This is a genomic window from Neobacillus bataviensis (assembly GCF_019969725.1).
On record NZ_JAHXYW010000007.1, the window covers coordinates 53,002 to 79,568 of the forward strand.

The following is a 26,567-nucleotide window of genomic DNA, read 5'->3' on the forward strand; positions in this document are numbered from 1 at the left end:
TAATTTTTAGTTCTAGTAAAGGTGGCAAGCTACTCGATGAGAGGGCTTCACCTCCTTTAATGCAGGTTTTTGTTTAGTGCATTCTCCCATTGCCATTGGACAACGAGGATGGAATGGACATCCGGACGGAGGATTGATAGGACTTGGGACATCACCCTTTAAAATAATCCTCTCTTTCTTTTGTCTTGGGTCAGGAGATGGAATTGCAGAAATTAAAGCCTGTGTATAAGGGTGCAGCGGTTCAGCGTAAAGACTATTTTTATCTGCAATCTCCACCATGTTGCCTAAATACATAACCCCTATTCGGTCACTCATATGCTTAACAACACTTAAATCATGTGCAATAAATAGGAAGGTTAACTCAAATTCTTCCTGTAAGTCTTTTAATAAATTTAATACCTGCGATTGTACTGAAACATCAAGGGCAGATACAGGTTCATCAGCAATAATCAACTTTGGTTTTAATGCGAGGGCTCGGGCAATTCCGATTCTCTGCCGCTGTCCCCCGGAAAATTCATGGGCATATTTAAAATAGGCTTCTGGCGGGAGACCAACCTTTTCTAATAGATCCATTACTTCCTGTTTTAATTCAGCCTTACTTTTCTTGGAGTAGTTATAAATTGGCTCCGCTATTATGTCCCCAACCATTTGCATTGGATTTAGAGAGGCGTATGGATCCTGAAACACCATCTGCATGTCCTGCCTAATTTCTCGAAGGGATTTACCCGAAACTCTAGTGATGTTTTTTCCTTCGAACAGAATGCTGCCTTCTGTCGGTTTTAAGAGGCGCAGTATTGTCCGCCCCGCGGTTGATTTGCCGCACCCAGATTCACCAACTAATCCTAGTGTTTCCCCTCTTTTAATCTCAAATGATATATTATCAACCGCTTTCACATGGCCAATTGTACGTTTAAAAAATCCCCCTTTTACAGGGTAATAGGTTTTTAAATTTTGGATTTCTAATAGATTTTCAGGTTGAGAGGATTGTTTTTCATCATTTTTATGTATAGTATCAGTACTCATTACCGCACCCCTTCCCTTGGTTTACTAGTATCAAAAAGGAGACAGGCCACTTCATGACCTTGATCGACTTCTGCAAGCTCTGGGGTTATGGTTAGACATTCAGGCATTGCCTTTGGACATCGATTAGCAAAACGACAGCCGGATTTAGGCATATTTGTTAGGGAAGGAACTATTCCTTGTATGGAACTTAGTCGCTCTTCTTCTTCTTCCATTTTAGGAATAGCGCCTAGAAGAAGTGTCGTATATGGATGCTTGGGATTATAGAACAAAGTGTCTACATCTGTTCTTTCAACAATTTTTCCGGCATACATAACGATTACTTCATCACACATTTCAGCTACGACACCTAAATCATGTGTAATGAGAATAACAGACATGTCATTAACTGCTTGAATATCTTTTAAAAGTTCTAGAATTTGAGCCTGTACAGTCACATCCAATGCAGTCGTTGGTTCGTCAGCTATTAATAATTTAGGCTGACATGCAATGGCTATAGCAATCATGACACGCTGTCTCATCCCGCCGGATAATTGATGTGGATATTCATCCACAATTTTTTCGGGCCTGGAGATCCCTACACTTTTTAATAAGGCTATTGCTTTTTGACGTGCTTCCTGTTTGGAAATTTTTGTATGATTAAATAATACTTCTTGAAGTTGATATCCAATTGTAAAAACTGGATTAAGAGAGGTCATTGGTTCTTGGAATATCATTGAGATGTCTTTTCCACGGATTTTATTAATTTGGGATTCTGTTAGTTTTTCAAGATTCAACCCTTCAAATAGGATTTCACCGGATTTTACCTTACCGCTTCCTTTTGGAAGAAGCTGCATGATTGAGAGACTCATAACAGATTTGCCACATCCAGATTCACCTACAACTCCGACTATTTGACGAGGTTTTACTTTAAACGAAACATTATCAACAGCATTATAATCGATTCCGTCAATGTCAAATGCCGTTTCTAAATTTTTCACTTCGAGCAATGGTGCCTCTTTGAGTAGCGATTTTTTTGTGCTCATAGTACACCCTCTTACTTTTTGAATTATTCTGTTAATTATATTTGTTCAAGTAAAATTCTATTACAGAATTGTTACAATTGCAAGACTCTTTTAAAAAATTGGTAATATTCACACTTATCAAAATAAAAAAAGCCCTTGTTTATTAGGCTTTTTTTGCTAAATATTTGGTTTTTCACTCTAAAAAATTTAATGATGGGGCCGTAAAAGATAGTTTTGTAGAATATTGATGCGTTTTGTAATATTCCCTAACAATATTATATCCTGCAGCATATCCAAGCAACTTGGGTATCCTCCCGCCTCCATACAATAAATGGTCATGAATCCTTTCATCTTTTTTACTGCTTAACTGTTTTTTCATATATTTATCCCAAAATATAGATAATTCCTTTTCAGAATACATTCTGCACCAATTTGCCAGGTATTCTTTACCGCAATTTTTTAATACAGCATATTCTGCCAGACCCTCTATTACAATTGAGTCTAGCAGCGTATACTCTTCCATTTTTTTGTTTAGAGCTTGAAGGCGGCAAACATGATGGTATTCATGGACCAGAAGTGCCTCTATTTCTTTAGGGTCCTCTATATCTGAAAGAAACAGAAACATTTTATCAGGGAATGAAACCCCGCCCTTTTGTCTTTCTTCCCTTCGTATAAAAAATCCACCTGATTGTCCTATAGGAAAGAGAAAGACAGGTACATCCGGTCCAGACCATTTATTCTTATAGTTTTGAAACAGCCGTTCAACACGATTCCATGCTTTCTGTTCAACCATTCGGTTTAAATTTCTCTTTGAACTTCCTGATGGACTATACATCCCAAAGTTCGTTAATTGGCGGTAAACGGATTGAGCAGTCTGCCCGTTAAAATACGGTTTCAACCTTTCACAGATTTTTACTGGCTGTTCAAAATCAACCATTAACCATTTATCCGTTCGAATAATGCCCATTTTCTCACCTCGAATACGGTATCTTTTGATCATTTTATGAATGTTGAAGGGATAGGTTCGTATAGAAGGATAGGGATTTATTCGAAAGGCTCTGTTAAACTTGGTTGTTGATTTGCGCTCCAGGCACTTCGCTCCAATCAACTGTGTTAAAAATCAACTATGTCCTTTAACACAGCCGTACAAAAAAAAATCGGCCAGTAAGTCCTGACCGATTTTTTATATACTATTCGTATTTTTTAAAGACAATTGTCGCGTTATGACCACCAAAGCCTAATGAATTACTCATGGCTGCTTTAATTTCCAATGGACGTGCCGCATTTACAACATAGTCCAAATCACATTCCGGATCTGGCGTTACATAATTCATTGTCGGCGGAAGCATCCTATCTCTCATTGCCAATAATGTAAAGATGGCTTCAACACCACCAGCAGCACCAAGTAAATGTCCAGTCATGGATTTGGTTGAACTCATTGCAAGCTTATAAGCATGCTCGCCAAATACTTCTTTAACGGCAAGTGTTTCAAATTTATCATTATATTCTGTACTTGTTCCATGGGCATTAATATAATCAATATCTTTAGGCTCTAAGCCTCCATCAGTAATCGCCATTTTCATTGCTCGGGCACCGCCTTCACCACCTGGTGCCGGTGCAGTAATATGATAGGCATCACCTGTTGCCCCGTAACCAATGATTTCAGCATAAATTTTTGCTCCGCGCGCCAATGCATGCTCTAACTCTTCCAAGACGATGATGCCTGCACCTTCACCAATTACAAAGCCGTCGCGATTTTTATCAAACGGCCTGCTTGCAGTATTTGGATCAGGGTTTGTGGAAAGGGCAGTGTTGGCACAGAACCCAGCAACAGACATTCTCGTAATCGGCGCTTCTGCACCTCCTGATACCATAACATCTGCGTCACCGCGCTGGATCACCTTAAAGGCATCTCCAATTGAATTTGTACCGGTTGCACAGGCTGTAACCGTACATGAATTAAATCCCCGTGCACCAAGTGTAATGGAAACCTGGCCAGTTGCCATATCCGGAATCAACATTGGTACGAAGAAAGGACTTACGCGTTTATAGCCCCTTTTTTGAAAAATTTCAAATTGCTGTTCAAAGGTTTCCATACCGCCAATTCCTGAACCAATCCAAACCCCTACGCGGTGGGAATTTTCTTCATTGATCGTTAAATCCGCATCTTTTACAGCCATTATTGCACTTGCAACTGCAAATTGCGTAAAACGGTCCATTTTTCTTGCTTCTTTTTTATCCATAAAAACTTCTGGATTAAAATCCTTTACTTCAGCAGCTACCTTCGCTGGATACTCATCTGCATTAACTCTTGTCAGCGGTCCAATTCCTGATTTCCCTTCAAGAATTCCTTTCCAAGTTGTTTCAGCATCATTTCCAAGTGGTGTCACTGCTCCTACGCCCGTTACTACGACCCTGCGCTTTTCCATTTGTACATCTCCTTTTATCTGCTAACTTTTCCCTATTTTTATAAAAAAATCTTCTTATTTACCCCAACGGATTGCAATGGCTCCCCAAGTTAAGCCGCCGCCAAAACCTACCATTACTAGGAGGTCATCATCTTTAATCTTTCCTGCTTCTAATTCTTCTACAATTGAAATTGGTATTGATGCTGCAGAAGTATTTCCATATTTATTAATTGTTTTAGACATTTTTTCGACAGGGAGCTCTAACCGCTGTCTCGATGCTTCCATAATCCGAATATTGGCTTGATGAGGGATAAGGAAATCGACGTCATCCTTGGTAAGTCCTGCTTTTTCAAGAACATTTATACAGCTCTCGCCCATTTGTCTAACGGCAAATTTGAATACTTCTCGTCCATTCATAATGATATATTCATCTTGATATAAATGCTTTGCCCCAGTTCCATCTGCACCAAGCTCAAATGAAAGAATTCCTCGATTTTCGGATACTGGGCCAAGTACGACTGCACCGGCACCGTCCCCAAATAGGACAGCGGTATTTCTATCGCTCCAATCCGTAATTTTCGAAAGCTTTTCAACCCCTACAACAAGTACATGTTTATATTCTCCTGTTTCTATAAACTGCTTCCCTGTGATAATTCCATACATGAACCCAGCACATGCTGCACTAACATCCATGGCAGCTGCCTTAAAGGCCCCTAATTTTTCCTGAATTCTGCAGGCAACGGATGGAAAAGGTGAATCTGGAGTAACTGTTGCAACCAAGATTAAATCAATTTCTTCTGGATTTATATCTGCATCTTGAATTGCTTTCTGGGCAGCAGCCAAGGCCATATCCGATGTATCAATATCGTCTGATGCTATCCTTCGTTCTTCGATACCTGTCATAGTACGAATCCATTCATCAGAAGTATCCATCATTTTTTCTAAATCATGGTTGGTGAGAATTTTTTCTGGTAAATACCTTCCTATTCCAACAATACCAGCTTTCATTATTCCATCTCCTTTAATATGATAAGTTTCTCTATACCAAAGATTAATATCAATTATTATGACTTGGTACTAATTTTATCAAATAAGACCTTATTTAAGCAACTGTTACTTACTTTTACCCCTCCGCTATAGTACATTCCTTTTGATAGTTTGCTCATATTCTAAAGGTAAGAGACATTTTTCTTTGAAGGAGTGTAAGAGGAAATGGAAGATTGGGAAAAAGAAGAATCAACTTTAGAAAAGCAGCAAGCGAATTTTGAGCATGAAAAGGATCAAGCGATTTTTGAGGATGAAAAGCATCAAGATCGGTTTACCAGTTTAATGTTTGGGTCAAGAAGACCTCACCATGAAAGGACCCCGTTATTTGGCAATCGTCATACTCAAAATTCTCATCAAAACCCTTCAGATATCGATTATGAACAACTCATGATGAGTATTGATGCTTTATGGGAATCAGTACAGGGCTTAAAGCCAATATTTCAAAAGTTCTATCCATTTATCCAGCAATTTTGGAAAAAGAAATAAGCTGCCTTTTCAACGGCAGCTTATCTTCACTATTGATTTACTTCCTGAAGAGCTTCTTCACGGCCAAGGTCGTATGCTTCTTGCATAACCTTAGTAAATAAATTCATAAACGGTTCAATTAATTCCATTGATAATTCTACTCCTGATTTTTCCAACTGTTCCTTGGCTTCAGGTAAATATTTCATAGCAATCATCATAAATTGTAATGACTTATCTTGGTTGTTCATATGTATCCCCTTTAATAATTTATTGTGGTAACTTTCCGGTTTGCTTATATGTTTGGATTTGCTTATTAATTTTCTTAATAAATTCCTTGCTCACTAACGGACTATATTTTCCTAGGGTTATGACATTATCTTCAAAATCAAAGGAAAGATTTCCTGCTTTTAATTTACCGTTATTATATTGTTCAGCAACCTTCTCATATAATTTATCTACCTGCTGAATCGTGCTCGTTAGAACCGTCGATTGCCCCAAATCTGATTGGTCGGAAACATAGCCGATAACATATAGTCCTCGTTCCTTGACCCTTTCAATCACAGGGACATTAAAACCATCTCCAGCAGGATAGATTACGTCGACCCCTTTTTCCATCATACGATCGACTAATTGTATCGCTTTTTTTTCATCATCCCAATTCCCTACGTATTCTATGCTTACTTGGGCATTTTTATTTTCTGCCAATGCTCCTTGATAGAATCCTTCTATTTCTGGCTGCCATTCATAGGCAGCCAACACTCCTACCTTCTGTTCCTTCGACATATGGGCAGCAACCATACCGCCAAAAAAGCCCATCGCGTGTGCTTTAAAGGTTAAACTGGTAGTGTTAGGGTTTTTAGCATCGCCATTAAAACTGACAAAGTGAATTTTAGGATAATCCTTTGAAATCTTATTAAAATATTCAGCATACTCTGAACCGTGACCAAAAATAAGATTTACCCCTTTTTGCTCAAACTCTTTCACCGCCCTTTCAACTACCGATTCAGAATTCATTCCTTCTTTATAGTAAACCTCCACATTGAATTTTGATTGTATTTTTAGCATCCCTTTAAAGCCCTTTGTTCCCCATACTTGGTCATTAACCGTTTCAGGCACTAATAAGCCAACATTTTGTAATTTGCCTGAGGTTTTTTTGGTTACCCCGCAGGCGCCAAGTAAAAAAAGACATAAAAGAATGATCCCGAAACGGTTTAGCATTCAATGCATCTCCTTCATACCACTGCCATTTCTATAACTGATTCTTTCTAGATATAAATAATGGACCTGTAATCCTCATTTTTCAATTTTTATTCTACCCTTTGAATAATAAAATGAAAAGATAAATTTCCTGCACTTCCACTATCTGGATATTAAGTGAACCCTATCATATTTTATCGGCTTCCATTCAACTGTTCTGCTTGATTTTTTTGTTTCAAAAATGATTCGGAAATCGGTGTGATTTTTTTCATTTGAATCTTAACAACTGATGGATCTATTGCAAATGGTTCAACGCGGTTTGAATGAATAAGATTCTTTTCAAGTTTTAAATAGGACGCGCATAAATCCCAATAATTCTTCTTTCCACTTTCTAATATAAAGCTTCCCATCACATTTATATCCATTATTTCAAAGATAGAATCGATTGCATCCTCCACAAAAATTGTATCGATTGTCCATTCCCTATTCGATTTATAAATTTCTTTTTGTTGAAAGTCTGACATAATCACTTGTTGAAAGATAAAAGTTTCGGTCTGCCAGGGACCATATATAGAAGGTAAATAAAAGAATTGAGTCTTTTTCACCAATCCTTTTACTTGATTCAAAAATCCTCGGTGCACTTTTTCACCTTCAGCTCCCAACAATTGAATTGGGAGAATAAAGACAAATTCTGTATTGGAATTATTTCGCTCAATATAGTTCAATATTGGCTCAGTAACCTTTTCCTCTAAATAAATTCCTTCCTTATTTTGCATATAGGAATCAAATAATGAAAAAATAACGACGGTATCTCTATTCCCTTGACCTTGGTTTTTCTCCCAATCTACAAGAGCATGTTCAATGAAATTTGAATTTCTGCCAACTTCAAATCTTTTTTCATCAAGATATTGAATATTGTCTATATCTTCAATATTGACCCCATAGACCTCTATTCCTTTATTAAGCAACGTTTTACAAATATGAAAACTGACAAAATCATATACACCAAATATAATGGCCTTGTCCATAAAATCTTCCTCCCCATACTATCCTTAATGAATCCTATGCGTTTGAATAAGGAATTATTTCATTATGGGGCAGGGGAGGCTTAGAGTACCGCTTCATGGCTTGTAAAAAACTTTATGCATATATTGCCAAGCTGAGGTTTCTTTTCTGGCAGCATATAAGTTGGAGTGATTTCAGGATATTTGATAATTTTCTGATAAAGCTTTGATTGATTATATGATTTTCCTCCAGACAAAACATGAATGATTTTGACAGGAAATCCAAAATCAAGATTAACATGATCATCCATACTAAAGATGGTGCTTTCAAGTACATTTTGTTCTAGTTGATGAGCTGTTACCAATTCTCTTATCAATTTTTTATAAAAGAATTTATGTTCCTTTTCCTGTTCTAAATGATGCTTTAATGAAATGATTGGGTTTAAAAGGATGACCGATCGAATACAGCCCTTTAATTTTTCCATTAACTTTACCGCAACTAGCGCGCCCATTCCTTCTGCTAAAATATGAATTTTATTATTTAGGATTTCACTTCGAATTACATGCTGATAAAGTCGCTGAGCCAAATCAACCGATTTTTCGCTCCCCCAGTTTCGCCCATAAAGATTTGAGGAAAAAATCGTGTAACCTTTTTCTTTTAGTTGGTTGATAATAGCGGACTTCCCTTCATTTTGTGTCCAAAAGCTTTTACAATCGTCCACAAAATGCCGTTCATCTCCAATTATTAAGACCCCAAATCCAGTAGGCTTTTCTGGGTAATAAATGATATTCCATTGGGTATCCATCTGAAAATTACGACTGTCCATAGGTAAATCTCCTTTTACATATTTCCTCACGATATTGTATGTTAGTTCACAAAAGATGAAAGGGAGTTTGCCCATTTTTATTAATTTACATTTATGTCCAGACAATTAATTAAATGAGTGAATTATCAAATAAACATTTATTAATTAGAAGTCATATGGTAATATTAGAAATGATGTAAATAAGGTTAGAGGTGAAAAATAGTGCGTTTCTTTTGGACTTTTTTCTGGTTATTTTTACTAGTGCAAATGCTTACATATGTTGTAAGTTCAATGAATGGTGTTGCATTTGATGTTAAAGTAGGTTCCATTTTAGCTGTTGCTGTAACCATCTTAGTTTTTGTGGTATCATCTTTGATACCAAATGAGCCTGTTGAAAAACATTAAGTGCCGATAAAAAAGTCTTCCACATCAATGGAAGACTTTTTTAATGGATCAATCTCATTTTATTTTATTAAAATTATCACTTCTTCATTTTGAATCTTAATTTCAAGGCTTGATCCATCATGAACCCGTCCTGCAATAATTTCTCGAGCTAACTTCGTTTCTATATTTCTTTGGATATAACGCTTTAGCGGTCTGGCACCATAGGTTGGGTCATATCCGTTAACAGCGATGAATTCCTTGGCATCCTCACTGATTGAGATATTTATTTGCTGTTCTTTTAATCTGTTCTGAAGTTCTTTTAGCATCTTGACGACAATATTTTTGATTTCTCCTAATGATAACGGCTTAAATAGGATAATTTCATCAATACGGTTTAAAAATTCCGGACGAAAATGCACTCTTAGTTGGCCTAATACCATTTCTCTTGCTGTTTCAGTTATTTCAATTTCATTTTCAGAACGTTCGAGTAAAAATTGTGATCCTATATTGGAGGTCATAATAATAACGGTATTTTTAAAATCTACTACCCTTCCTTGTGAATCAGTGATGCGCCCATCATCTAAGGCTTGAAGGAGAATATTGAAGACTTCCGGATGGGCCTTTTCTATTTCGTCCATCAGAACAACAGAATAAGGTCTCCTTCTAACCGCTTCTGTCAGCTGCCCTCCTTCTTCATAGCCAACATACCCTGGTGGAGCCCCAATTAGGCGTGATACTGCATGCTTTTCCATGTATTCCGACATATCGATACGAATAATATGCTCTTCACTATCAAATAAAGACTCCGCCAAAGCTTTTGCTAACTCTGTTTTCCCTACACCAGTTGGCCCTAAAAATAGAAAGGATCCAATTGGGCGATTAGGTTCTTTAATGCCGGCCCTAGCCCGTAGTACTGCGTCTGCTACTAAATTGACGGCTTCATTTTGTCCGATTACTCTCTCGTGGAGAATTGCTTCAAGTTTCAATAACTTTTCTCTCTCCCCCTCAACTAGTTTAGAGAGCGGAATTCCTGTCCACCTTGATACAATATGGGAAATTTCCTCACCTGTTACCTCTTCGCGCAGTAACCGATTCTCCTTTTCCGTTTCCATTTCTAAACTTTTAAGTTCTTTTTCAACTAACGGAATTTGACCATGTCTTAATTCAGCAGCACGGTTTAAATCGTATTTGTCCTCGGCTTGCTGCAGCTCACGGCGAAGTTTCTCCAGTTGTTCCCTTTTTTCTTGTAACGTCTGAATACTTTTCTTTTCTTCTAGCCATTTTGCCTTCATTGTATCGGCCTGTTCCTTTAAATCGCCCAGTTCCTTTAGAAGGGACTGCAATCGTAGTTTACTTGCTTCATCGTTTTCTTTTCTTAAAGCTGCCTCCTCAATTTCTAACTGCATGACTCTGCGTGTTACTTCATCTAGTTCTGTTGGCATGGAATCAATTTCTGTGCGAATTAACGCACATGCTTCATCAACCAGATCTATAGCTTTGTCCGGTAGGAAACGATCAGTTATATATCGGTCCGATAAAGTAGCTGCAGCAACTAAAGCATGGTCGTGAATTTTCACACCATGGTGAACCTCAAATCGTTCCTTTAATCCACGTAATATAGAAATGGTATCTTCTACATTTGGTTCTTGTACAAGCACCTGCTGGAACCTCCGTTCTAAAGCAGGATCCTTTTCTATATACTTCCGATGTTCATCAAGTGTGGTTGCGCCAATACAATGAAGTTCACCGCGGGCAAGCATTGGTTTTAACATATTGCCTGCATCCATCGCTCCTTCTGTTTTTCCGGCACCAACAATGGTATGAATTTCATCGATAAACAGTAAGATTTGTCCGTCACTTTTTTTGATTTCATTCAGAACCGCTTTTAATCGTTCTTCAAATTCACCTCTGAATTTAGCACCAGCTATTAACGAACTCATATCTAAGGAAAAGATGGTTTTGTCCTTAAGTCCTTCTGGAACATCTTTTCTAACAATCCGCTGGGCCAGTCCCTCTACGATTGCGGTTTTTCCTACACCAGGTTCTCCAATTAATACAGGGTTATTCTTGGTTTTCCTTGATAAGATACGAATGACATTTCGAATCTCCGTATCCCGTCCAATAACAGGATCGACCTTTCCCGCTCTTACTTCAGCAACCAAATCCCTTCCATATTTTTTCAAAGCATCATATCCTGCTTCAGGATTCTGTGATGTCACTCTTTGGTTCCCCCTTATTTCTTTTATTGCTTTTAAAATATCTTCAGGTCTGTGGTCAAAAGATTGAATGATTTTTTTCATTTCGGATTGATTTGAATAGACTGCAGCTAAGAGGATATGCTCTACCGAAATATATTCATCGGAAAACTTTCTTGCGAATTCTTCGGCAGCTGCTAAAAGCTTTTGCAGCCGGTCTGTAACAAATATTTTACCGTGTTCTGCCCCAGTTCCAGTGACCTGAGGTTTTTTTTCAAGGGATACTTTCAACCTTTTCTTAATGGTTTCAGATGGCAATGTCAATCGCTTAAATATAGATTCAAAAAGACTGTCCGTTTGATTCATTAATGCCAAAAATAAATGGGATTCATCTATCTCTTGATGATTATTTTTTACCGCTAAAGATTGCGCATCCATTATTCCTTTTTGTAACCGCTCTGTCATTCGGTTAATATCCACTTTTCACACTCCCTCATTGACCATTTTTGACCTATTACTTTTATTATAAAACAATCGCAGATTTTAAGTAAAATTTGACTAAGAAAAAAGTCATCCTGTTTGGATGACTTTTTACCTTTTATAACTGTCATGGTTTTCGTTGATAAGTCCAAACACGTTTATCATTGGATGTTTCTGGAAACGAGTCTCCAGCTTTTAGTTTAATTTTTTTAGGATTGATCACATTGTCTCCAGTTTCACCAATTTCAATATATACCCCATTATTTGGTGCTTTTTTACCCGATTTGAACTGATGATTTTGTCCCATTCTTTTCCCTCCTTATCGTCTACATCATTATTATTTCCTTTTCTAGAGTGTCCATTAAAGGAAGTTCTTTCATTTTTTCACATTGTTCGACAGTATTTCCTAAGAAATAAACGAAACATGTTTGACTTTTTGACGATTGTATGAATTTATTCCACATTTATTGCTAAATATTCTTTGTAAACAATATAATTATAGTAATATCTTTTAACCAACCTTGACTGACAGTTATTAAAAGTTAAGTAAATGATTTATGTCGTACCATTAAAGGTGGTCTTTTGTATGCAGGCAGTAAAAGAAATGCCGGTATCGCTGTTACATCTCCTTGAGACCGTACACCATACTAAAAAAATTGAAAAGGGAACATTTTTATTTCAAGAAGGCTCACCAGCCGATGAAATGTATATCGTACAAAGCGGTATTTTGCAAATCAGTAAAATTATTCCGGATGGGAGAGAACTTACCTTAAGAATGTGCTCTAATGGTGATTTTATCGGTGAATTAAATTTATTTTCCCCTTCTTCCAGGTATTTATTAAGTGCACGTGTCGTTGAAAGTGGCGAGGTAGCAGTAATTATGAAGGATGTTCTTGAGGAAAAACTATCGCAAAATCTTTCCCTTTCCTTTGAATTCATTAAATGGATGAGTCAGCAATATCGCAAAACTCAAACAAAATTTCGCGACCTCGTTTTACACGGAAAAAAGGGAGCTTTATACTCTACATTGATTCGATTAAGCAATAGCTATGGAATTAATACCAATAATGGAATATTGCTTGAAATACCATTAACAAACCAAGAATTAGCTAATTTCTGCGGTACATCAAGGGAAGTGGTTAATCGTTTATTAAGCGACCTTAGAAAAGAGAAAATTATTTCAATTGATAAAGGAACGATCACCATTCATGATTTAGAGTTTTTGAAGAATGAAATTGATTGTGAGGATTGTCCAACGGAAATTTGCAAGGTGGATTAAATAATTAAATTGGATCCTTATTAATAAAAATCGGTCTTATTTGACCGATTTTTTTAATAAGTTTACAGTCCAGCTTATCGATACTTCATCTTTAATAAAAAAACATGGTATGTTTATATGTCCTTTAAGGTGATCTCTTATACATTCCTTCCAATAAACAACGGCCACTATATTGGTCACACTTTTTAACAAAGGAAGGTCTTCTAGATCCCTTAATATTAAAAGCTTCGGGTATTTTTTTTGTTTATATCCTTCAATTAAAATCACATCCGGATCAAAAAAACTCATTAATTCTATCTGGTGCTCAAGGCTGTTCACCCATTTTTCTACTTGGAGAAGGAGCCTGCCATCTCCTTCAATAATCGAGGCAGCAGCTCCTGCTGCGAGATATTTTGTAGAATCCTTATTATCCACTATATCAGGTTTTCCGCCATGTCCGTGGTGTTTTATCACTGCTGATATCATACCTTGACCTTTTAAGCTTTCGATTAGTCTTTCCATAAATGTTGTCTTTCCACTATTTTGGTAACCTACAATCTGAAATATTACCGGTTTTACCAAGGCCACTCACTGCCAGTCTGATCCTCAAGGAGAAGAACCTCAATCTCTGTTCCTGCCGTAAAACCTCGAGTACCACCCGGTAATATCATCAAGGAATTCGCCCCTGCAAGGCTCATAATAATATTCGACTTGTCTAATCCGCTGGGTGTCGCTTTAAGTCTGCCGTCTTTAATAAATGCGGAACTGCGTACAAATCGTGTAAATGGATTTGCTTTAGGGAAATCAGCATCTAGTATAGCTTTTTCTTTTCGTAAATGCGGTTTTTCCGAAAATAAACATCTTCGGAGGATCGGCCGTGCAAATAATTCAAACCCCACATAGCAAGCGGAAGGGTTACCAGAAAGACCGAATAGGAGCTTTCCATTATGATGTGCGACGGTTGTAACACTGCCTGGACGCATCGCTACTTTATTAAAGAAAACCTCTGCTCCTAATTTTTCATAAATTTCAGGCAGGTAATCAAAGTCCCCAACTGAAACTCCTCCAGTGGTAACTAACAAATCAACTTTATCCAGACTATTTTTTACTGCGTCAAAGCATGTATCAAATTCATCTGGCAGCTTCCCAAAATAATGAACCGTTCCTCCTGCCCGTTCGATTTGGGCAGCAACCATATGTGAATTGCTGTTGCGAATCTTACCGGGGACCAATTCATCGTCAACTTCTAAAAGTTCTGTCCCTGTTGCGAATAGGCCAACGAGGGGTTTTTTCGCAACTGGGACGTGCTTATATCCAAAAGTTGCGAGCATTGCCTGAATTCCTGGATTAATTAGCGTTCCCTTTTTAACTAAAATTTCTCCTTTCTTTGCATCTTCGCCTCTGAAGGAAACATTGTCACCATTTTTAAAGCTTCTTTTGATCAATATATGTGGAATTCCATTCTTTTCATATGACTTTGCAACCTCAAACATGACAACGCAATCGGTGCCCTCTGGCATCATAGCGCCGGTCATAATTCTTATAGCTTGGTATTGTTTGACAACCTTAGTGGAGACCATTCCTGCTCCAATATGATCAATTACTTCCATTTCAATGGGACATGATTGAGAGGCATTAACAGTGTCTATCGATCTAATAGCAAAGCCATCATAGGGTGCCCTGTCAAAATGAGGCACATCACTTGTTGCCACTATATCCTCTGATAAAAAACGGCCAAAGCTTTCCTCGATCAAAACATGCTCAGTTAACCCCTGTAATTGAAAGTTCATAATTTTTTGGACTGCTTCCCCTATCGCAAGCGGTGTTCTTCTTTCAAACAAATGAATCGGCTCCTATCTCTAAAAAAACGGTATGTAATAAACTCATTCCTTATCATTTATCATTATAAGCCTACAAAAAACTTACCGACATATCAAATGTCACAGAATTGATAGAAACTTAATGAATAAAAAAAATCATTTGCAAAGTGTGATGCATATCACCAAATTTTATTCTTAATTCCAGTATGCTTAAGTCAGAAACCAATTACCTTTATTTTTAGGAGGAACTATAAATGACTTTTCCATTTACGTCTACTACATTAGTTAAAGATATTGTAAATGAATTACCTAAAACAAGTGATGTTTTCAAGAAGAACCGGATTGATTTTTGCTGCGGGGGAAACATTCCACTTTCAGAAGCTGTGGCACAAAACGGACTTAACATGGAAAATTTGCTGGAAGAATTAAAAATCGTTTTTGAAAAATATGAGCACGAGGAACAAGATGTAGAAGTTTGGACAGAATCTGACTCTAATACGATTATTGATCATATTATCTCTAATTACCATCGTACTTCAGAAGAAGAATTAACAATGCTCAGCCCCTATGTGACAAAGGTTTCACGCGTACATGGCGATAACCATCCAGAGCTATTAAAAGTGTATGAATTATTTTATGAATTTAAAAAAGAATTGATTGAACACATGGAGAAAGAAGAAGCAATTGTCTTCCCGTTAATCAGGAAATTAGCCGACGGAACCATAGAAAATAAAGAGGAAGCCATTAATTTAGTTACTGAGCTTGAAAAGGAACATGATCATGCAGGAGAAATTTTAAGACAAATCCGTGCGGTAACTTCTGATTTCACTCTACCACTTGATGCTTGTGGAACATATCGCTTAGTTTACGCACGTTTAGAAGCTCTGGAAAGTTTGACCTTCATGCATGTGCATCTTGAAAACAACATTTTATTTCCACGATATATTGCATAGTAAAAAACAGCCCGCTTAACATTAAGCGGGCTGTTTTTTAACCACCGATATAGGACATTTCAATTTTTTTGCGGTTTTTGTTTGTTTCTGCTGTTCTTTCGTCAGAATATCGGTCGTCACGACCATTCCAAATCGCTGTAATTCGCTTTGCTATATCCTCATCACTAGCACCATTTCTCATGAAATTCCGGATATCATGGCCATTTCCATTAAACAAACAAGTAAAAATCTGCCCATTTGCAGATAAACGAGAACGTGTACAGCTGGAGCAGAATGACTCTGAAACAGAAGTAATAAATCCAACCTTCACATCGGCGTCTTTATAATGATAAAGCTTGGCCACTTCCCCAAAATAGGCCGGGTCAACTGGCTCTAACTCAAAGTGATCTTTTAACAGAAGATAAATCTGTTTTTTGGTCACTACATCGTCCATCTTCCACCCGTTCGTGGAGCCAACATCCATAAACTCGATATAGCGAAGCTCCAATCCATGATTTTTACAGTATTCTGCCATCGGAATAATATCTGCATCATTAAGTCCTTTTTTTACAACCATGTTGATTTTAACTCCAAGACCGGCTTGTTTAGCTGCTTCTATCCCCTCTAAAACCGGTCCAGTGCCTACCCCGCGTCCATTGATTTGTCCGAACAATTCATCATTTAAAGTATCAAGGCTGACATTTACTCGTTTAAGACCAGCTGATTTTAACTCTCCTGCCAATTTCGGCAACAGAACTCCATTTGTAGTTAAGCCAATGTCACTTAAATCTTCAATAGCAGAAAGTTTTTTCACAAGTATCGGTAAATCCTTTCGCAGCAGCGGCTCTCCGCCAGTTAAGCGGATTTTTTCGACACCTAAATTAACAAATATTTTTCCAAGACGTTCAATTTCTTCATATGTCAATAAGGCAGACCTAGGTAGAAATTCAAAATCAGGACCGAATTGATCAGCTGGCATACAGTATTGGCAGCGAAAATTACACCGGTCAATCACTGAGATACGCAAGTCACGTATCGGTCGATCCAGTTTATCTTTAATAATGGTTTTTTCCATTTGCATCAACTCCATTATTTTAAAAAAAGCAAGAATTATCATAAGTGTACCAGTGTTTTACTAAAAAGACTGTTACTTTATTCACTATCAATATACTTTTTAATTTTATTTTAATCTTAACAGATGTTAAACAAGGAGGAAATAATTGTTTATGGAAAAAAATTTAGCGTAGTTTTCACTATATTGTCATTGTTTACTTCATTTTTATGGCTAATCTTGAGATAAAATGTTACTAACGAATCCAAAATTGACATTTATATAAAAAATATGATAGAAGGTGAAATCCTATGTTAGCACAAATGAAACCAACCCATTCTATAGAAATAAAGGAATTACTTAAATTGGCAGACCGGAGATTCAAGAGTGAAAGGGATAGTTTTTTATTTCAAGAAGGTATGGTGGCGGAAGAACTTTACGTAATTATTTCTGGAAAGATTCAAATCAGTAAAATAACTTCTGACGGACGCGAGCTATCTTTAAGAATTTGCGGAGAAAATGATATTTGTGGTGAATTAACTCTTTTTACCGATAGTCCAAAGTATTTATTGAGTGCTAAGGTTCTTGAAGAGGGCGAAATTGCCGCAATTAAAAAGGATGTAATCGAAAGTGAAATTTTCCAAAACAGTAAGCTCGCCTTTGAATTTATGAAATGGATGAGTGACCATTTTCGAAAAACACAGACAAAATTTCGCGACCTTGTCCTTAATGGTAAACGCGGAGCACTTTTTTCAACCTTAATTCGAATGACAAATAGCTATGGAGTTGAAAAAGGCAATGGAATTTTAATTGACTTGCCTTTAACCAATCAAGAACTTGCCAATTTCTGCGGCACTTCCCGTGAAAGCACAAACCGAATTCTTAGTGATTTAAAGAAAGAAAATATCATCTCTGTAAAAAAAGGAAAAATAACTATCTTAGATTTACAATATTTAAAGGATGAAATTGGCTGCGAAAACTGTTCAACTATTTATTGCAATATTGAGTAGGATGGGAGATTTCTCCCATCCCTTTTTATTGGACTTTATTGTTCCTGTTTTTCCCTTAATGCTTTTGGAATGTAAACACAGAATGGTTCACTTTCAAGATAATCGCCTGTCATGGCATAGGCTCTTGATCTTGAGCCACCGCAAACATACCGGAATTCGCAAACTCCACATTTCCCCTTAAACTCATCGGGATTTCTTAAGGATTTGAAAATAGGTGATTCTCGGTAAATTTCCGCTAATGGCTGCTCGCGAACATTTCCTGCTTTTACCGGAAGAAGACCACTAGGATATACATCTCCAATATGAGAAATGAACACAAAGCCGTTACCGTCATTTACTCCCTTTGGAGCTCGTCCGAGTCCATCAATCGAACCTGTTAATCCCTGTTCCGTTAAAGCACTTAAATAATTAATTTCTGCTGTCTGTTCCTTTGCTTCACGCATTTTTTGCTGAATAACAACGCGGCGATAATGCTGTGCAGCAGTTGTTTTAATATCAAAGGAAACTCGTTTGCTTAGATCATATAGCCATCTAAATACTTTTTCATGTTCTACAGGTGAAATCATATCAGATTCCTGTCCTCTTCCCGTCGGAACTAGGAAAAAGACACTCCATAATACGCAGCCTAAATCTTCCACCATTTTAGCCATTTCATCAAGGTTGTTTATATTGTACCTAGAAATTACCGTATTAATCTGAATCGGGATTTCAAGCTCGTGTAAATATTTTATTCTTTCCATTGTTAAATCAAACGATCCTGCAGTTCCGCGGAAATGGTCATGGACTTCTGCAGTCGGTCCATCAATACTGAATGCCCAGCGCGAAAGACCAACCTCTTTTGCCTTTTCAATTGCTTCTTTTGTCACATTCGGTGTAGCACTTGGAGTCATAGAAACACGAACTCCTTTTTCTACAGCATATTTAGCAATATCAAAGACGTCTTCTCGCATCAAAGGGTCCCCGCCAGTAAATACAAGCATTGGATTATTCATTTCATATATTTGATCAATAAGGTTTTTGCCTTCTTCAAACGATAATTCACGCGGGTCACGTCTGTACTGTGCTTCTGCGCGGCAATGCAGGCATTTTAATTGACAGGCACGTGTAAGCTCCCAAATAACAATAAAAGGATCTTTATTAAAATCTCGGCTAAAAGCCATAGAAACGCCTCCTAATAACAGCTATTTCAAATCAAATAGCCTATATTACTTTGTATTATAAAGGTGTTTATAGGGTAAAAAAGTGAACTATCTCACAACCTGGCCATTTTATATGTCTGTTTTGTGAAAATGCAAAAAAAAACAGCAGAACTCTCTCTGCTGTTTTTTAAAGTAATTTATCTAATTCCAAGAGCAATTTTTGCATAACGTGACATCATCTCTTTATTCCATGGCGGATTCCAGACAATATTAACGTCAACATCTTTAATTTCAGGGATATCCGTTAATGCTCGTTTCACTTGGTCAACGATGGTGCCTGCAAGCGGGCAGCCCATAGTAGTAAGAGTCATTGTAACGGTTAGTTTCCCTTCATCATTCATTTCAAGATTATAAACTAATCCTAAATTAACAATATCCACACCTAACTCAGGGTCTATTACTAATTCCAAAGCTCCCATTATATTTTCTTTTAAATCTTCATTCATATTTTCTTCACTCCTATTTATTTTTATATTTATTATAACAAAAGCTAATTTTAAACCACATTTCCTTTGTTTTTCATCTTTCTTACTAAGTATAAAGTTTTTTTAACCCTTTTAATGTGAATTTTTTTACACTTTAGATATAAAATTGTTAACATAGAAACTATAGAAATAAAAATTTCCATAGCCGTAGTGTATCATGGAAATAAAATATTTCCTAAATAAAAGGAGTCCATATGGCAGAAAAACATTTAATCGCATTAGATTTGGATGGGACATTATTAAAGGATGATAAAACAATATCTGAAAAAACAAAGGATACTCTAAAAAAGGCGAGAGATGAAGGTCATATTGTGATGATCGCTACAGGCAGACCGTATCGTTCCAGCGAAATGTATTATCGGGAGCTCGAGCTAGACACACCAATAGTAAATTTTAATGGCGCATTTATGCATCATCCACGAAATCCAAAATGGGGATTTTACCATGAACCGTTGGATGTCAAAGTGGCGAAGGAAATTGTTGAAGCCTGCAGAAGCTTTCATTTTCATAATATAATCGCTGAAGTAATAGATGATGTATACTTCCATTATCACGATGAAAAGCTAATCGATATTTTTAACTTTGGAAATCCTAAAATCACAACTGGAGATTTAGCTGATTATTTACAGGATTCCCCAACTAGTTTGCTGATTCATACCGAAGAAGATCAATTAAAAACGATACGTGACCATTTATCAGCAGTACATGCTGAGGTTGTCGATCATCGAAGCTGGGCAGCACCATGGCACGTTATTGAAATCATTAAGGTAGGCTTAAGTAAAGCTGTTGGTTTGAAAAAGGCAGCCGATTACTTTGATATACCTTCAGAACGAATTATTGCTTTTGGTGATGAAGATAATGACCTTGAAATGCTTGAATATGCTGGTCACGGGATTGCGATGGGTAATGCAATTGATAAAGTGAAGAATATTGCCAATGATATTACACTTACAAATGAAGAAGATGGAGTTGCACAATATTTGGCAAATTTGTTAAATTTAAAAGTTTAATTGTAATTCACCATTGTTTACCTAAATGAACGAATCTTGATTGGTGCATACTATTTTATGAAGCAGCAATGCTGTTTCAATTTGAGCTATGAGCATATTGGAGGGATTCGAATGGGTAAACGAAACAAATCAAAACGCTTTGTCCAGCAAGGAAAGGATACCGTCAGCAAGCATGCCGAGCGTATTCCTTATCACATGACCTACGCTGAAGCGGAAGCTCAGAAAATGGCCAATGTGCACGAATCCTCGCTTGGAGGAATATAAAATGGGAAACCAATTGTTCCAGGAAGCACGAAGATTTGTTGAAATGGCGAAGTCTGCCAGCCCTGCTGATGTTGACTCTGCTGTCGCCAAAGCAAATAATGCCTTGAGTTCAGCATTTGCTAATTCGACTAGAGCAGAGCAAGAACAGCTCCAACAAATGCAACAAGAGCTTGAACAGATTACTTAATTTAAAATAAGAAAGGCGGAAGTTTCCATTTGGAACTTCCGCTTTTCTTAATGTATAATTTCTAAAACTATCGGGTAAAGGCTAATAATATTTCCATTTTTATCTCGTTCATAAAGATTTAACATCAAAGAACCATTATCAGGAAGTTTATCTATTGAAAGTTGAATCGAAAGCTTAAACTTCTCCCACTCTTCCTTCCCGTCAAAAACAACCTCTTTTTCCTTTATATACTCCTGATGACCATCCTCTACCGAATAAAATAGCCTCCTGTTTGCTGGTCTAACTTCTCCTGTAACAACATAATCCCCTTTGGTGCCTGACACCTTTACAAACCTAAATGCAGGGTTTTCTTCAGGAACCTTTAGCTTTTGACTATGGTATAGTTTTGCCCGATTTTTAATGGGTTCATCATTTAGACTTATTGGCTTGAGCGTGGCATTAACCGTATAAACCCCTGAAGGTACCCTTTTACCCTTGAATTGATAATTCCATTTCTCATACCTTTTTACCGATTGATGCGGCTCTACAACAATGGTTTGAAATGCCTGAAGGAAATACCTTCCTTTTGAATAAACATACACTTCCGCCCCCGCTTGGTCGGTAATGGTTATTTCAATCATTTGCGAGGTAGGAAATTCAAAATGGAGCGGCAGGTCTCCTTCGTTTTTGATGACTATTTCAAATATCACCTTTTCAGGATCTGCTACTGGTATAAGATAAAACGAATAATTGAAATCATTCACCCCGTTCGCATTGGTATTCATTGCTATTGAAAAGAAAAGCAGGATTACACATAAAAGAATTCGCATGTTGGTCTCCTTTTTCCTTTATTCTCTTCTAAAAAAGCCATAAACTCCAGTTGTCTGAATGATATTTGTGAAAGCATTGGGATCAACTTCTTTTATAATTCTCTCTAAATCAAACAGCTCATAGCGGGTAATAACGATCATCATGATTTCACGAGTTTCATTCGTAAAGGCTCCTTTCCCCTGAATCATGGTAATACCCCTTACAAGTTTGGCATGAATCGCTTTTTTCATTTCGTCTGCTTTTTTTGTAATGATAAAAGCTGTAAGCTTTGCATGCCTGGTATGGATAGCATCCACTACCCTTGTTGAGGTGTATAAGAAGACAAGGGTATAAAGCGCTTTTTCGGCACCATAAAGGAATCCCGCCGTGACAATGATAATACTATTTAACACAAACATATACGGACCAATTGGCTTGTCCTTTAATCTTGATAATACCATTGCAATGATATCTAGGCCTCCGGTGGAAGCTCCCCATTTTAATGTTATACCAACACCTGCCGCTACAATGACACCGCCAAAAACGGCATTTAACAATATATCGTGCGATACTTGTTTAACAGGTATTATCTCTAAAAATAAAGATGAAAGCGCAACACTAAGAAAGCTATAAACAGTAAATGACCTACCCACTTTCATCCATCCAAGAATTGCAACTGGAATATTCAGTAACAATAGTAAAAATCCCATTGAAACGTGAATAGGTGTATGGTCACTTAAAACCTTTGAAAGTAATTGAGCAATACCAGCCACCCCACTGGAGTATATATTTGCAGGGATAAGAAATAAATTCATTCCTAATGCATTTAGGAATGCCCCTGCAACGACAATGATGATTTTTTGGGTTTGGAGCCGAAGCAAGAAAACGCCCTCCTTTATTTTTTATACATGACAATTTGATAATTGTATTTTTAAGGTGAAACCGATAAACTGAAACTAAATATAATAGCTTGAAAGCAGGTGAGCTTCATGCAGGTGAAAATACTGGCTGACAGCGCATGCGATTTACCTCTAAGTTTCTACGAAGATAATAATGTCACATTAATTCCCTTGAAGGTCCACATTAATGATGAGGAATTTGAAGATGTAAAAACGATTGACCCAAAAACGGTTTATGATGCCATTCGCCGAGGATCTGTTCCCAAAACCTCACAAGCTTCTCCCCTAACGTTTGAGGAGATTTTCACACAAATGGCCGAAAATAATGAAGATGGAATTTACATAGCCTTTTCTTCCGAATTGTCAGGAACATATTCCACCGCTGTTATGATTCTTGACCAAGTGAAGGAAAAATATCCAAATTTTAATTTAACGATAGTCGATACGAAGTGTGCCTCGCTTGGACAAGGCTTAATCGTCAAGGAAGCAACAAAACTAGCTGCTGAAAATACAGACAAGGAAAACATTTTAAAAGAAGTTCAGTTTAGAAGTCAGCATATGGAGCATCTCTTTACGGTTGAAGATTTGGACTATTTGGCAAAAGGCGGCCGAGTCTCTAAAGCATCTGCCTTTCTCGGCGGATTGCTGAATATCAAGCCTATACTAAATGTAGAAGATGGAAAACTTGTTCCGATTGAAAAATTACGGGGAAAGAAAAAAGTATTTCGTCGTTTAATTGAGCTAATGGAAGAACGCGGTTCAAATATGCAGGAACAAATTATCGGGATCAGTCACGCTGATAATGAAGAAACCGCCTTAGAAATAAAAACAATGATTGAGGAAGCGTTCCATCCAAAAGAAGTTTACATTTCTTCAATTGGATCAGCTATTGGCGCTCATACTGGTGCAGGTACCATCGCTATATTCTTTTTAAACGAACACCCATAAAAAAACAGAGCAGAATTGCTCTGTTTTTTATTTGTGATCTGTCGTTTTCGAGTATTGATTTTTCCCGGCCTGACGATTTTTTTCGCGCATCATATTTTTTTCATGGCGAAGTGCATTATTATCTTTTGCTTTTTTATCATTATCTGATGTATGCGGCATCTTTTTCTTACCCCTTTCAAATTACTTCACTTGTAGTTTCTGTTAATTTGAAAAAGATATGTAATCGACTTATTATTCTTTCTTGGCGTATGTCCAGCTTCCTTCCTGATATACCCTGCCATCTTTCATTAACTTTCCCAGTGCCCGTTTGAATGCACCCTTGCTTAATTGAAAACGTTCTTGAATATCTTCCGGCATACTTTTATCGTTGTATGGCATCGCACCATTTCTGCTCATCAGGTATTCATAAATCCTTTCCGCATCTAAGTCCTGCGATTCTTCTTTTCTGGCAAGCAAGGAAACGTTAATCGTTCCGTCTTCCTTAATATCGATGATTCGCCCTTCTACTTTTTCACCTAAACGAGGCTCCTGCTTTCGCTGCGACTCATGAATAAATCCTTTGAAGCCTTCCAAAGTGTAAACCCAGCTTCCAACTTTCGCTGTTCGGTAAATGTGTCCCTGAATATTTTTGTTAAAATCTTTTCTCGTTGCTTTTGTTGAGATAGATTGTATAACCTGATCACTTGCAAGCTTTGCATACAAAAGGTAATTTCGTGTAACTCTTAAGGTGATATAGACTAAATCTCCTTCCTTTGGCCATACAGATCTATATGTAGGGAGATCATCTCTTCCCAACAGGATATCCTTTTGCAGACCAATGTTAAGGAAGACGCCAAGATCAGGGTTAACATCTGTTACCTTGACCCATGCATATTTTCCTACAGCGATTTCCGGAATATTTGTTGAAGCAGATATTCGTCCTGCTGCGTCAACGTAAAGAAAAACCTCAACTTGATCCCCTTCATTTAATTCTTGATGCGCTTCATTATTATGTAATAACACATCTTCAGTTCCATCAGTTAAAAAATAACCAAATGCAGCTTGTCTCGCTACGGATAATGTTGTAGTTTGACCAATTAGTTCATATAAAGACATATATTACTCCCCTTTTCTTTTTGGAGCTTTAATTTAAGTTGTAATAGCCTGCTATATTTTACTATAATGTACCCATAAAGGGAAACTTTAGCAGGGAAATATTTGTGCATATAGGTTAAAAAAATGGAGGTTTTGTTATGTCTAAAGACAGCTCATTTGATATTGTATCCAAAGTCGATTTTTCCGAAGTTACCAATGCCATTACGCAAACAATGAAGGAAATTAGCACCCGCTACGATTTTAAAGGCAGCAAGAGTGAGGTTTCTCTCGACAAAGAAGAGCTTGTCCTTGTTTCCGATGATGAGTATAAAATGGATCAGTTAAAAGATGTTCTACTCGGAAAATTAATCAAAAGAGGTGTTCCAGTAAGAAACCTTGATTATGGGAAAATCGAAAAAGCCTCAGGCGGTACAGTTCGTCAAAGAGCCAAGCTAGTTCAAGGCATTGACAAGGAAAATGCGAAAAAGATTAATACCATTATTAAAAACAGTGGGGTTAAGGTAAAAAGTCAGGTTCAAGATGACCAAGTACGGGTTAGCGGCAAAAGCCGTGACGATTTGCAAAAAATAATTTCCTTGGTTCGTGAAGCCGATCTTACTGTAGATGTTCAATTTATTAATTACCGTTAAAATCATGGCGAAAGGATTTTTATCCTGACGCCTTTTTTTATTGTATTCAACATTAGATTTACACGAAAACTAACAGGTGAAATGATCAATTGGAGGTATTTACTCATGAGCAACAAGCAAAACCAACCAAAAGTCATCTTCCCGCCTCAGCATCAAAATCATCAACCGGGTATTGAAAGCGAAATGAATCCACTGCCTGTATCGTTTGATCCCAATTATAAGCCAAGCGGGAAGCTAGCAGGAAAATCAGCGATAATTACCGGCGGTGACAGCGGCATTGGGAAATCAGTGGCCATATATTTTGCCAAAGAAGGCGCTGATATAGCAATTGTCTACTTGGAAGAACATGGAGATGCGGAAGAAACAAAAAAGTTAATAGAAGCGGAGGGCCGACGTTGCCTCCTTTATGCAGGTGATATCGGAAATGAGGATTATTGTAAGGATATCGTTCATAAAATCATTTCTGAATTTGGTAAGCTGGACATTCTCGTTAACAATGCTGCTGAGCAGCATCCGCAAAAAAGCTTGCTAAATATTACTTCTGCACAATTAGAAAAAACGTTCAGGACCAATATTTTTTCTTACTTTTACATGACGAAAATGGCTCTGCCTTATTTAAAGACTGGGGCAACGATTATCAATACCGCTTCCATCACTGCCTACGAGGGGAATGAACAATTACTGGATTACTCTGCTACTAAAGGTGCCATTGTTACCTTTACGCGTTCACTGGCAAAATCGCTTGCACCTCAAGGAATCCGTGTAAACGGTGTTGCACCCGGACCAATCTGGACGCCGCTTATCCCCTCTACCTTTCCTGAAGATCAGGTTGCAACCTTTGGTTCGACGACGACTATGGGAAGGGCAGGGCAGCCTTGCGAACTTGCACCCAGCTATGTTTTCCTGGCATCAGACGACTCTTCCTATGTAAGCGGTCAAATGATACATGTGAACGGTGGAACCATTGTAAATGGGTAAAAA

The 26,567-nt window shown here is 37.4% G+C and carries 31 protein-coding genes; 11 read left to right on the top strand and 20 right to left on the bottom strand.

The window, feature by feature from the left end:
- Nucleotides 1–12: 12 nt before the first annotated feature.
- The 5 genes from LC455_RS18080 to LC455_RS18100 form a co-directional block, all read right to left on the bottom strand.
- Entirely contained in the window at nt 13–1,023 is a 1,011-nt protein-coding gene (locus LC455_RS18080) for an ABC transporter ATP-binding protein (RefSeq protein WP_223592830.1), read from the bottom strand.
- Nucleotides 1,023–2,045 carry an ABC transporter ATP-binding protein gene (locus LC455_RS18085; protein ID WP_223592831.1) on the bottom strand — a complete coding sequence of 341 codons (1,023 nt, stop codon included), beginning with the start codon at nt 2,043–2,045 and terminating at the stop codon, nt 1,023–1,025. The genes LC455_RS18080 and LC455_RS18085 overlap by 1 nt, the downstream gene beginning before the upstream one ends.
- Nucleotides 2,046–2,217: 172 nt before the next feature.
- Nucleotides 2,218–2,991: a DUF2268 domain-containing protein gene (locus LC455_RS18090; RefSeq protein ID WP_223592832.1), complete on the bottom strand. Its 774-nt coding sequence runs from the start codon at nt 2,989–2,991 to the stop codon at nt 2,218–2,220.
- A gap of 223 nt (nt 2,992–3,214) precedes the next feature.
- Nucleotides 3,215–4,453: a beta-ketoacyl-ACP synthase II gene (gene fabF / locus LC455_RS18095; RefSeq protein ID WP_223592833.1), complete on the bottom strand. Its 1,239-nt coding sequence runs from the start codon at nt 4,451–4,453 to the stop codon at nt 3,215–3,217.
- Nucleotides 4,454–4,507: 54 nt separating this feature from the next.
- On the bottom strand, nt 4,508–5,440 hold the full coding sequence (locus LC455_RS18100) for a beta-ketoacyl-ACP synthase III (protein ID WP_223592835.1): 933 nt from the start codon (nt 5,438–5,440) through the stop codon (nt 4,508–4,510).
- Between the two features lie 204 nt (nt 5,441–5,644).
- Here LC455_RS18100 and LC455_RS18105 point away from each other — a divergent pair, with 204 nt between their 5' ends.
- Nucleotides 5,645–5,965, top strand: coding sequence for a hypothetical protein (locus tag LC455_RS18105; protein ID WP_223592837.1), 321 nt, complete (start codon nt 5,645–5,647; stop codon nt 5,963–5,965).
- Between the two features lie 29 nt (nt 5,966–5,994).
- On the opposite strand, the gene LC455_RS18110 is transcribed toward LC455_RS18105, so the two are convergent.
- The 4 genes from LC455_RS18110 to LC455_RS18125 all read right to left on the bottom strand — a co-directional run bounded on the left by LC455_RS18110 (nt 5,995) and on the right by LC455_RS18125 (nt 8,972).
- A complete protein-coding gene (locus LC455_RS18110; RefSeq protein ID WP_223592839.1) occupies nt 5,995–6,192 on the bottom strand; it encodes a ComZ family protein in 198 nt (65 codons plus the stop codon).
- A gap of 19 nt (nt 6,193–6,211) precedes the next feature.
- Entirely contained in the window at nt 6,212–7,162 is a 951-nt protein-coding gene (locus LC455_RS18115; RefSeq protein ID WP_223592841.1) for a BMP family ABC transporter substrate-binding protein, read from the bottom strand.
- A gap of 173 nt (nt 7,163–7,335) precedes the next feature.
- Nucleotides 7,336–8,169, bottom strand: coding sequence for a hypothetical protein (locus LC455_RS18120; protein WP_223592843.1), 834 nt, complete (start codon nt 8,167–8,169; stop codon nt 7,336–7,338).
- Nucleotides 8,170–8,249: 80 nt separating this feature from the next.
- Entirely contained in the window at nt 8,250–8,972 is a 723-nt protein-coding gene (locus LC455_RS18125) for a hydrolase (RefSeq protein ID WP_223592844.1), read from the bottom strand.
- A 201-nt stretch (nt 8,973–9,173) separates the two neighbouring features.
- On the opposite strand from LC455_RS18125, the gene LC455_RS18130 reads away from it, so the two are divergent.
- Nucleotides 9,174–9,356 carry a DUF2929 family protein gene (locus LC455_RS18130; protein ID WP_223592847.1) on the top strand — a complete coding sequence of 61 codons (183 nt, stop codon included), beginning with the start codon at nt 9,174–9,176 and terminating at the stop codon, nt 9,354–9,356.
- A gap of 59 nt (nt 9,357–9,415) precedes the next feature.
- Here the strand turns inward: LC455_RS18130 and clpB are convergent, their stop codons facing one another.
- Together clpB and LC455_RS18140 are read right to left on the bottom strand one after the other, a co-directional pair.
- Complete coding sequence (gene clpB / locus LC455_RS18135; RefSeq protein ID WP_223592848.1) at nt 9,416–12,010, bottom strand: ATP-dependent chaperone ClpB; 2,595 nt, start codon at nt 12,008–12,010, stop codon at nt 9,416–9,418.
- Nucleotides 12,011–12,137: 127 nt separating this feature from the next.
- On the bottom strand, nt 12,138–12,317 hold the full coding sequence (locus tag LC455_RS18140) for a YjzC family protein (RefSeq protein WP_223592850.1): 180 nt from the start codon (nt 12,315–12,317) through the stop codon (nt 12,138–12,140).
- Between the two features lie 297 nt (nt 12,318–12,614).
- On the opposite strand from LC455_RS18140, the gene LC455_RS18145 reads away from it, so the two are divergent.
- Entirely contained in the window at nt 12,615–13,289 is a 675-nt protein-coding gene (locus tag LC455_RS18145; protein ID WP_223593139.1) for a Crp/Fnr family transcriptional regulator, read from the top strand.
- A gap of 36 nt (nt 13,290–13,325) precedes the next feature.
- Here the strand turns inward: LC455_RS18145 and mobB are convergent, their stop codons facing one another.
- On the bottom strand, nt 13,326–13,856 hold the full coding sequence (gene mobB / locus LC455_RS18150) for a molybdopterin-guanine dinucleotide biosynthesis protein B (RefSeq protein ID WP_223592852.1): 531 nt from the start codon (nt 13,854–13,856) through the stop codon (nt 13,326–13,328).
- A complete protein-coding gene (locus LC455_RS18155) occupies nt 13,844–15,109 on the bottom strand; it encodes a molybdopterin molybdotransferase MoeA (RefSeq protein ID WP_223592853.1) in 1,266 nt (421 codons plus the stop codon). Before LC455_RS18155 ends, mobB begins: the two co-directional genes overlap by 13 nt.
- A gap of 233 nt (nt 15,110–15,342) precedes the next feature.
- On the opposite strand from LC455_RS18155, the gene ric reads away from it, so the two are divergent.
- Nucleotides 15,343–16,041 (top strand): iron-sulfur cluster repair di-iron protein, encoded by a 699-nt coding sequence (gene ric, locus LC455_RS18160; protein ID WP_223592854.1) that lies wholly within the window; start codon nt 15,343–15,345, stop codon nt 16,039–16,041.
- A 37-nt stretch (nt 16,042–16,078) separates the two neighbouring features.
- Here ric and moaA read toward each other — a convergent pair whose 3' ends face one another.
- Complete coding sequence (moaA, locus tag LC455_RS18165; protein ID WP_223592855.1) at nt 16,079–17,095, bottom strand: GTP 3',8-cyclase MoaA; 1,017 nt, start codon at nt 17,093–17,095, stop codon at nt 16,079–16,081.
- Between the two features lie 287 nt (nt 17,096–17,382).
- Here moaA and LC455_RS18170 point away from each other — a divergent pair, with 287 nt between their 5' ends.
- The gene (locus tag LC455_RS18170; protein ID WP_223592856.1) at nt 17,383–18,081 is read left to right on the top strand and encodes a Crp/Fnr family transcriptional regulator; all 699 of its coding nucleotides are present in this window, start codon (nt 17,383–17,385) and stop codon (nt 18,079–18,081) included.
- Nucleotides 18,082–18,116: 35 nt separating this feature from the next.
- On the opposite strand, the gene LC455_RS18175 is transcribed toward LC455_RS18170, so the two are convergent.
- Both LC455_RS18175 and LC455_RS18180 read right to left on the bottom strand, forming a co-directional pair.
- Nucleotides 18,117–19,241, bottom strand: a complete 1,125-nt coding sequence (locus LC455_RS18175; protein WP_223592857.1) for a TIGR04053 family radical SAM/SPASM domain-containing protein — start codon at nt 19,239–19,241, stop codon at nt 18,117–18,119.
- A gap of 176 nt (nt 19,242–19,417) precedes the next feature.
- Nucleotides 19,418–19,726 carry a metal-sulfur cluster assembly factor gene (locus tag LC455_RS18180; protein WP_223592858.1) on the bottom strand — a complete coding sequence of 103 codons (309 nt, stop codon included), beginning with the start codon at nt 19,724–19,726 and terminating at the stop codon, nt 19,418–19,420.
- Between the two features lie 233 nt (nt 19,727–19,959).
- On the opposite strand from LC455_RS18180, the gene LC455_RS18185 reads away from it, so the two are divergent.
- The 3 genes from LC455_RS18185 to LC455_RS18195 all read left to right on the top strand — a co-directional run bounded on the left by LC455_RS18185 (nt 19,960) and on the right by LC455_RS18195 (nt 21,226).
- Complete coding sequence (locus LC455_RS18185) at nt 19,960–20,775, top strand: Cof-type HAD-IIB family hydrolase (RefSeq protein ID WP_223592859.1); 816 nt, start codon at nt 19,960–19,962, stop codon at nt 20,773–20,775.
- Nucleotides 20,776–20,886: 111 nt separating this feature from the next.
- On the top strand, nt 20,887–21,039 hold the full coding sequence (locus LC455_RS18190; protein WP_223592861.1) for a hypothetical protein: 153 nt from the start codon (nt 20,887–20,889) through the stop codon (nt 21,037–21,039).
- A 1-nt stretch (nt 21,040) separates the two neighbouring features.
- The gene (locus LC455_RS18195) at nt 21,041–21,226 is read left to right on the top strand and encodes a DUF3813 domain-containing protein (protein WP_223592863.1); all 186 of its coding nucleotides are present in this window, start codon (nt 21,041–21,043) and stop codon (nt 21,224–21,226) included.
- A gap of 47 nt (nt 21,227–21,273) precedes the next feature.
- On the opposite strand, the gene LC455_RS18200 is transcribed toward LC455_RS18195, so the two are convergent.
- Nucleotides 21,274–22,035: a BsuPI-related putative proteinase inhibitor gene (locus LC455_RS18200; protein ID WP_223592864.1), complete on the bottom strand. Its 762-nt coding sequence runs from the start codon at nt 22,033–22,035 to the stop codon at nt 21,274–21,276.
- A gap of 18 nt (nt 22,036–22,053) precedes the next feature.
- Nucleotides 22,054–22,896, bottom strand: a complete 843-nt coding sequence (locus LC455_RS18205; RefSeq protein WP_223592866.1) for a YitT family protein — start codon at nt 22,894–22,896, stop codon at nt 22,054–22,056.
- A 108-nt stretch (nt 22,897–23,004) separates the two neighbouring features.
- Here LC455_RS18205 and LC455_RS18210 point away from each other — a divergent pair, with 108 nt between their 5' ends.
- A complete protein-coding gene (locus LC455_RS18210) occupies nt 23,005–23,862 on the top strand; it encodes a DegV family protein (protein ID WP_223592868.1) in 858 nt (285 codons plus the stop codon).
- A gap of 27 nt (nt 23,863–23,889) precedes the next feature.
- Here the strand turns inward: LC455_RS18210 and LC455_RS18215 are convergent, their stop codons facing one another.
- Together LC455_RS18215 and LC455_RS18220 are read right to left on the bottom strand one after the other, a co-directional pair.
- On the bottom strand, nt 23,890–24,021 hold the full coding sequence (locus LC455_RS18215; RefSeq protein ID WP_223592870.1) for a DUF3941 domain-containing protein: 132 nt from the start codon (nt 24,019–24,021) through the stop codon (nt 23,890–23,892).
- A gap of 72 nt (nt 24,022–24,093) precedes the next feature.
- Nucleotides 24,094–24,957, bottom strand: coding sequence for a CvfB family protein (locus LC455_RS18220; protein WP_223592871.1), 864 nt, complete (start codon nt 24,955–24,957; stop codon nt 24,094–24,096).
- Nucleotides 24,958–25,094: 137 nt separating this feature from the next.
- Here LC455_RS18220 and LC455_RS18225 point away from each other — a divergent pair, with 137 nt between their 5' ends.
- Complete coding sequence (locus LC455_RS18225; RefSeq protein WP_223592873.1) at nt 25,095–25,586, top strand: YajQ family cyclic di-GMP-binding protein; 492 nt, start codon at nt 25,095–25,097, stop codon at nt 25,584–25,586.
- 105 nt (nt 25,587–25,691) lie between these two features.
- Entirely contained in the window at nt 25,692–26,564 is an 873-nt protein-coding gene (locus LC455_RS18230) for an SDR family oxidoreductase (protein WP_223592874.1), read from the top strand.
- Nucleotides 26,565–26,567: the final 3 nt, after the last annotated feature.

Bases quoted from the DNA above. Each gene is read 5' to 3' on its own strand.
- LC455_RS18195 (WP_223592863.1), top strand. From the start codon at position 21,041: ATGGGAAACCAATTGTTCCAGGAAGCACGAAGATTTGTTGAAATGGCG.
- LC455_RS18120 (WP_223592843.1), bottom strand. From the start codon at position 8,169: ATGGACAAGGCCATTATATTTGGTGTATATGATTTTGTCAGTTTTCAT.
- LC455_RS18175 (WP_223592857.1), bottom strand. From the start codon at position 19,241: ATGGCTTTTAGCCGAGATTTTAATAAAGATCCTTTTATTGTTATTTGG.
- LC455_RS18210 (WP_223592868.1), top strand. From the start codon at position 23,005: ATGCAGGTGAAAATACTGGCTGACAGCGCATGCGATTTACCTCTAAGT.
- LC455_RS18110 (WP_223592839.1), bottom strand. From the start codon at position 6,192: ATGAACAACCAAGATAAGTCATTACAATTTATGATGATTGCTATGAAA.
- LC455_RS18220 (WP_223592871.1), bottom strand. From the start codon at position 24,957: ATGTCTTTATATGAACTAATTGGTCAAACTACAACATTATCCGTAGCG.
- LC455_RS18085 (WP_223592831.1), bottom strand. From the start codon at position 2,045: ATGAGCACAAAAAAATCGCTACTCAAAGAGGCACCATTGCTCGAAGTG.
- LC455_RS18090 (WP_223592832.1), bottom strand. From the start codon at position 2,991: ATGGGCATTATTCGAACGGATAAATGGTTAATGGTTGATTTTGAACAG.
- LC455_RS18190 (WP_223592861.1), top strand. From the start codon at position 20,887: ATGGGTAAACGAAACAAATCAAAACGCTTTGTCCAGCAAGGAAAGGAT.
- LC455_RS18185 (WP_223592859.1), top strand. From the start codon at position 19,960: ATGGCAGAAAAACATTTAATCGCATTAGATTTGGATGGGACATTATTA.
- LC455_RS18215 (WP_223592870.1), bottom strand. From the start codon at position 24,021: ATGCCGCATACATCAGATAATGATAAAAAAGCAAAAGATAATAATGCA.
- moaA (WP_223592855.1), bottom strand. From the start codon at position 17,095: ATGGAAAAAACCATTATTAAAGATAAACTGGATCGACCGATACGTGAC.
- LC455_RS18115 (WP_223592841.1), bottom strand. From the start codon at position 7,162: ATGCTAAACCGTTTCGGGATCATTCTTTTATGTCTTTTTTTACTTGGC.
- LC455_RS18225 (WP_223592873.1), top strand. From the start codon at position 25,095: ATGTCTAAAGACAGCTCATTTGATATTGTATCCAAAGTCGATTTTTCC.
- LC455_RS18105 (WP_223592837.1), top strand. From the start codon at position 5,645: ATGGAAGATTGGGAAAAAGAAGAATCAACTTTAGAAAAGCAGCAAGCG.
- LC455_RS18080 (WP_223592830.1), bottom strand. From the start codon at position 1,023: ATGAGTACTGATACTATACATAAAAATGATGAAAAACAATCCTCTCAA.
- ric (WP_223592854.1), top strand. From the start codon at position 15,343: ATGACTTTTCCATTTACGTCTACTACATTAGTTAAAGATATTGTAAAT.
- fabF (WP_223592833.1), bottom strand. From the start codon at position 4,453: ATGGAAAAGCGCAGGGTCGTAGTAACGGGCGTAGGAGCAGTGACACCA.
- LC455_RS18180 (WP_223592858.1), bottom strand. From the start codon at position 19,726: ATGAATGAAGATTTAAAAGAAAATATAATGGGAGCTTTGGAATTAGTA.
- LC455_RS18145 (WP_223593139.1), top strand. From the start codon at position 12,615: ATGCCGGTATCGCTGTTACATCTCCTTGAGACCGTACACCATACTAAA.
- LC455_RS18100 (WP_223592835.1), bottom strand. From the start codon at position 5,440: ATGAAAGCTGGTATTGTTGGAATAGGAAGGTATTTACCAGAAAAAATT.
- LC455_RS18230 (WP_223592874.1), top strand. From the start codon at position 25,692: ATGAGCAACAAGCAAAACCAACCAAAAGTCATCTTCCCGCCTCAGCAT.
- LC455_RS18140 (WP_223592850.1), bottom strand. From the start codon at position 12,317: ATGGGACAAAATCATCAGTTCAAATCGGGTAAAAAAGCACCAAATAAT.
- LC455_RS18125 (WP_223592844.1), bottom strand. From the start codon at position 8,972: ATGGACAGTCGTAATTTTCAGATGGATACCCAATGGAATATCATTTAT.
- LC455_RS18170 (WP_223592856.1), top strand. From the start codon at position 17,383: ATGTTAGCACAAATGAAACCAACCCATTCTATAGAAATAAAGGAATTA.
- LC455_RS18200 (WP_223592864.1), bottom strand. From the start codon at position 22,035: ATGCGAATTCTTTTATGTGTAATCCTGCTTTTCTTTTCAATAGCAATG.